Source organism: Streptomyces sp. NPDC002130 (assembly GCF_040296465.1).
Taxonomy (GTDB): Bacteria; Actinomycetota; Actinomycetes; order Streptomycetales; family Streptomycetaceae; genus Streptomyces.
Map to the genome: position 1 here is coordinate 1 of NZ_JBEOXI010000384.1, position 5368 is coordinate 5368.

Consider the following 5368-nt stretch of genomic DNA (forward strand, 5'->3'; position numbering starts at 1 on the left):
CGCCGAGATCGACCGCATCCAGGAGATGGGCGGCGCGATGGCGGCCGTCGAGTCCGGCTACCTCAAGTCGCAGCTGGTCGCCTCGCACGCCGAGCGCCGGGGCCGGATCGAGTCCGGCCAGGAGAAGATCATCGGCGTCAACGCCTTCGAGGGCACCGAGCCGAACCCGCTGACCGCCGACCTGGACACCGCGATCCAGACGGTGGACCCGGCGGTCGAGGCCCGGGTCATCGCCTCGCTCCAGCAGTGGCGCGACAGCCGCTACCAGCCGCCGTTCAACCACCCGCGCCCCTGCAAGGCGCTGGAGCGGCTGAAGGAGGCCGCGCGCGGCAGCGAGAACCTCATGGAGGCCACCCTGGAGTGCGCCCGCGCCGGGGCGACAACCGGCGAGTGGGCCGGGGCGCTGCGCGAGGTGTTCGGCGAGTTCCGGGCGCCCACGGGCGTCTCCTCGGCGCCGGTGGCCGTCCCCGTCGAGGAGGGCAGCACGCTCGCCCTGGTGCGCCGCAAGGTGGACCTCACGGCCAAGGACCTGGGCATCGGCAAGCTGCGCTTCCTGGTCGGCAAGCCGGGCCTGGACGGGCACTCCAACGGCGCCGAGCAGATCGCCGTGCGGGCGCGGGACGCCGGCTTCGAGGTGGTCTACCAGGGCATCCGGCTGACGCCGGAGCAGATCGTGGACGCTGCCCTCGCCGAGGACGTGCACGCGGTCGGCCTGTCGATCCTGTCCGGCTCGCACGCCCAGCTGGTGCCGGACGTCCTCGAACGGCTCCGTGTGGCCGGTGCCACAGATATACCCGTGATCGCCGGTGGCATCATCCCGAATGGTGACGCCGAGCAGCTCAGGGCAGCCGGAGTGGCCGCGGTCTTCACCCCGAAGGACTTCGACATCACCGGAATCATCGGCCGCATCGTCGACGAGATCCGGAAAGCGAACAAGCTCGACCCCCTGGAGGTCCCCGCATGACCGTCAACCGTCTGCGTCCCCGCCGCTCGTGTCTCGCGGTACCGGGAAGCAACCCCCGCTTCCTGGAGAAGGCGCAGGGCCTCCCGGCGGACCAGGTCTTCCTCGACCTGGAGGACGCGTGCGCCCCGCTCGCCAAGCCCGAGGCGCGGCACACCATCGTCAAGTTCCTCAACGAGGGCGACTGGACGGGCAAGACGCGGGTCGTGCGCGTCAACGACTGGACGACCGAATGGACGTACCGCGACGTCGTCACGGTCGTCGAGGGGGCCGGCCAGAACCTCGACTGCATCATGCTGCCGAAGGTGCAGAGCGCCGAGCAGATCGTCGCCCTCGACCTCCTCCTCACGCAGATCGAGAAGACGATGGGCTTCGAGGTCGGCAAGATCGGCATCGAGGCGCAGATCGAGAACGCGCAGGGTCTGAACAACGTCAACGAGATCGCGACGGCGTCACAGCGCGTCGAGACGATCATCTTCGGCCCGGCCGACTTCATGGCGTCGATCAACATGAAGTCGCTGGTCGTGGGCGAGCAGCCGCCCGGCTACCCGGCGGACGCCTACCACTACATCCTGATGAAGATCCTGATGGCGGCCCGCGCCAACAACCTCCAGGCGATCGACGGCCCCTACCTGCAGATCCGCAACATCGACGGCTACCGTGAGGTCGCCCAGCGCGCCGCCGCGCTCGGCTTCGACGGCAAGTGGGTGCTGCACCCGGGCCAGGTCGAGGCGTCCAACGAGATCTTCTCGCCGTCGCAGGAGGACTACGACCACGCCGAGCTGATCCTGGACGCGTACGACTACTACACGTCCGAGGCGGGCGGCAAGAAGGGCTCGGCGATGCTCGGCGACGAGATGATCGACGAGGCCAGCCGCAAGATGGCCCTGGTCATCTCCGGCAAGGGACGCGCCGCCGGTATGCAGCGCACCAGCAAGTTCGAGATCCCGGAGGGCTGAGCGCGATGCAGTTCGGGCGTACCTATGAGGAGTTCGAGGTCGGCGCGACGTACAAGCACTGGCCGGGAAAGACGGTCACGGAGTACGACGACCACCTGTTCTGTCTCCTCACGATGAACCACCACCCGCTCCACATGGACACGAACTATGCGGAGAAGACGACCGACTTCGGCAAGAACGTCGTCGTGGGCAACTACATCTACTCGCTGCTGCTCGGCATGTCGGTGCCGGACATCTCCGGCAAGGCGATCGCCAACCTGGAGATCGAGTCGCTGAAGCACGTGGCGCCGACCTTCCACGGCGACACGATCTACGGCCAGACGACCGTGCTCGACAAGTGGCCGTCGAAGTCGAAGAACGACCGCGGCATCGTCTACGTCGAGACCAAGGGCTACAAGCAGGACGGCACGCTGGTCTGCGTGTTCCGCCGCAAGGTGATGGTGCCGACCGAGACGTACATCAAGGAGCGCGGCGGCGAGCAGCCCGGCCGCCCCGAGCTCAGGGAGCAGGAGAAGTAGCCATGGCGCGACTCGCCCAGACCGCCGGTCTGACGGACATCCAGCAGGAGATCCTGTCCACCGTCCGGGACTTCGTGGACAAGGAGATCATCCCGGTCGCCACGGAGCTGGAGCACCGCGACGAGTACCCGCAGCAGATCGTCGACGGGCTGAAGGAGTTGGGCCTGTTCGGCCTGATGATCCCCGAGGAGTACGGGGGGCTGGGCGAGTCGCTCCTGACCTACGCGCTGTGCGTGGAGGAGATCGCCCGCGGGTGGATGTCGGTGTCCGGCATCATCAACACCCACTTCATCGTGGCGTACATGCTCAAGCAGCACGGCACGCAGGAGCAGAAGGACCACTTCCTGCCGAGGATGGCCGCCGGCGACATCCGGGGCGCCTTCTCGATGTCGGAGCCGGGCCTGGGCTCGGACGTGTCGGCGATCACGTCGAAGGCGGTGAAGGACGGCGAGGAGTACGTCCTCAACGGCCAGAAGATGTGGCTGACGAACGGCGGAACGTCGTCTCTGGTGGCCGTTCTGGTCAGAAGTGACGAAGGTCACCCCGAGGGCACCGCGCCCCACAAGTCGATGACGACCTTCCTGGTCGAGAAGGAGCCCGGTTTCGGTGAGGTCCGCCCCGGCCTCACGATCCCCGGCAAGATCGACAAGATGGGCTACAAGGGGGTCGACACCACCGAGCTCATCATGGATGGCCTGCGGATTCCTTCGGATCGTGTGCTCGGCGGGGTCACCGGCCGCGGTTTCTACCAGATGATGGACGGCGTGGAGGTCGGCCGCGTCAACGTGGCGGCGCGTGGCTGCGGCGTCGCTCAGCGTGCGTTCGAACTGGGCGTCCAGTACGCGCAGCAGCGCCACACCTTCGGCAAGCCGATCGCCCAGCACCAGGCGATCCAGTTCAAGCTGGCCGAGATGGCTACCAAGGTCGAGGCCGCCCATGCGATGATGGTGAACGCAGCACGCAAAAAGGACTCCGGGGAGCGAAACGACCTGGAGGCCGGGATGGCGAAGTACCTCGCCTCCGAGTACTGCAAGGAGGTCGTGGAAGACGCCTTCCGTATCCACGGGGGCTACGGCTTCTCCAAGGAGTACGAGATCGAGCGCCTCTACCGTGAGGCTCCGATGCTGCTCATCGGTGAAGGTACCGCCGAGATCCAGAAAATGATCATCGGCAGGCGGCTGCTCGAGGAGTATCGATTCCAGGGCTAGATGTCCGGATACGGGGTGTTTTCTTGGAGAAGAAGATCACACCCCGTCAGCACTCTTCTGCCGCCGACTCGGCTGCCTGGCTTACCCAGTTACGGCCCCGAGCCGCTACGATCGCCGGAAAGCCGCCGTCCCCCGTCAGAGTGCGGCATCATCCGCTACGAAGGTCATCCATGCCCCACAGCCAAACCTCTGCACCTCGCGACAGCCGGGCCGGCGTACGCCTCGCGCGCGGAGCATCGCCGTGGCTCCTTCCGACCGTCGCCACCGCAGCCCTCAGCCTGGCGCGGGCCCGGCGCTCCGGCGCCGCCAAGGCCGTCGCCGTTCCCGCCACCGCGCTCGCGGCGGGGATGCTGTGGTTCTTCCGCGACCCCGAGCGCGAGATCACCCAGGGCCGGGTCATCTCGCCCGCCGACGGTGTGGTGCAGAGCATCATGCCGTGGAAGGACGGCCGCACCCGCGTCGCGATCTTCATGAGCCCGCTCAACGTCCACGTCAACCGCGCGCCGCTGGCCGGCACGGTGACGTCGGTCGAGCACATCCCCGGTGGCTTCGTTCCCGCCTTCAACAAGGAGAGCGAGAACAACGAGCGTGTCGTCTGGCACTTCGACACCGAGCTCGGCGACATCGAGATGATCCAGATCGCCGGCGCGGTCGCCCGTCGCATCGTCCCCTACCTGCCGGAGGGCACGAAGGTCGAGCAGGGCGAGCGGATCGGCCTGATCCGCTTCGGCTCGCGGGTCGACCTCTACCTGCCCGAGGGCGTGGAGGTCGCGGTCGAGGTCGGTCAGAAGACCGTGGCGGGGGTGACTCGCATTGACCGTGATTGATCCTGACACCAAGGCCGGCTGGGTCCCGGAGTCCGACGGGGTCGACGAGGAAGAGGAGATGCCCCTCTCTCTTCGCCTGTCGATAGCGGACACCCTCACGCTCGGCAACGCCACGTGCGGCTTCATGGCGGTGTACTTCACCACCACCGGCATCCTGATCCCGGACCTCATGGGCAGCCAGGAATCCGGCATGGCGCGCAACAGCGCGGCCACGGCGGTCATCCTGATGCTGTGCGCGGCGGTCTTCGACCTGTTCGACGGCCTGGTGGCGCGCAAGCTGCGCTCCTCCCCCATGGGCGCCGAGCTGGACAACCTGTCCGACCTGATCAGCTTCGGCCTGGCGCCGGCGTACTTCGTCCTCGTCTACGGCATGGTGGCCGAGGGCGCGTACCAGCGGGTCGCGGCGGTCGGGGCGATCGTGGTGCTGCTGGCGGTGGTGCTTCGGCTTGCCCGGTTCTCGTGCGTCACGGTCAAGGACGGCACCTTCCAGGGCATGCCGTCACCGTTCGGCGCGCTGACCGTGGTGTCCATCGTGCTGCTGGAGCTGCCCTTCGTGGCGACCCTGCTGGCGATCCTGGGGACGGCGTGGCTGATGGTGAGCCGCGTGGAGTACCCGAAGCCGCGGGGCCGGCTCGCCGTGGCGATGCTGTCGTGGATCGTGCTGGGCATGGGCATGATGGCCGCCTGGGCCTTCGACGCGCCGAGCGGCCAGCTGCTGCTCCAGACGGGCTGTGCGCTCCAGCTGGTCATGGGGGCGGTGATCCCGCTGTTCGCGACGGCTCGGCGGGTGAACAACTTCCGGGACAACCGCCGCGAGGCGCGGGCGGCGCAGCTGCCCTGATCTCGTCCCTGCACTGACGGGTGTGGCCCGGGCCGCGAGGCCCGGGGCCCACCC

Annotated in this window: 6 protein-coding genes; all 6 read left to right on the forward strand. The window is 67.8% G+C overall.

The features are described 5' to 3' along the window. On the forward strand, nt 1-964 hold a 964-nt coding region (locus ABT116_RS39005), incomplete at its 5' end, for a methylmalonyl-CoA mutase family protein (RefSeq protein WP_351644373.1). Further along, nucleotides 961-1920, forward strand: coding sequence for an HpcH/HpaI aldolase/citrate lyase family protein (locus tag ABT116_RS39010; protein WP_351644376.1), 960 nt, complete (start codon nt 961-963; stop codon nt 1918-1920). The genes ABT116_RS39005 and ABT116_RS39010, both read left to right, overlap by 4 nt. 5 nt (nt 1921-1925) lie before the next feature. Further along, on the forward strand, nt 1926-2438 hold the full coding sequence (locus ABT116_RS39015; RefSeq protein WP_030843910.1) for a MaoC family dehydratase: 513 nt from the start codon (nt 1926-1928) through the stop codon (nt 2436-2438). A gap of 2 nt (nt 2439-2440) precedes the next feature. After that, nucleotides 2441-3646 (forward strand): acyl-CoA dehydrogenase family protein, encoded by a 1206-nt coding sequence (locus tag ABT116_RS39020; protein WP_351644379.1) that lies wholly within the window; start codon nt 2441-2443, stop codon nt 3644-3646. A gap of 170 nt (nt 3647-3816) precedes the next feature. After that, nucleotides 3817-4473, forward strand: coding sequence for a phosphatidylserine decarboxylase (locus ABT116_RS39025; protein ID WP_053671161.1), 657 nt, complete (start codon nt 3817-3819; stop codon nt 4471-4473). 58 nt (nt 4474-4531) lie between these two features. Further along, nucleotides 4532-5314, forward strand: coding sequence for a CDP-diacylglycerol--serine O-phosphatidyltransferase (pssA, locus tag ABT116_RS39030; protein ID WP_053671175.1), 783 nt, complete (start codon nt 4532-4534; stop codon nt 5312-5314). Nucleotides 5315-5368 lie beyond the last annotated feature (54 nt).

Excerpts from the sequence above, each read along its gene's own strand:
- ABT116_RS39020 (WP_351644379.1), top strand. The coding sequence starts at position 2,441 with ATGGCGCGACTCGCCCAGACCGCCGGTCTGACGGACATCCAGCAGGAG.
- ABT116_RS39010 (WP_351644376.1), top strand. The coding sequence starts at position 961 with ATGACCGTCAACCGTCTGCGTCCCCGCCGCTCGTGTCTCGCGGTACCG.
- pssA (WP_053671175.1), top strand. The coding sequence starts at position 4,532 with ATGCCCCTCTCTCTTCGCCTGTCGATAGCGGACACCCTCACGCTCGGC.
- ABT116_RS39015 (WP_030843910.1), top strand. The coding sequence starts at position 1,926 with ATGCAGTTCGGGCGTACCTATGAGGAGTTCGAGGTCGGCGCGACGTAC.
- ABT116_RS39025 (WP_053671161.1), top strand. The coding sequence starts at position 3,817 with ATGCCCCACAGCCAAACCTCTGCACCTCGCGACAGCCGGGCCGGCGTA.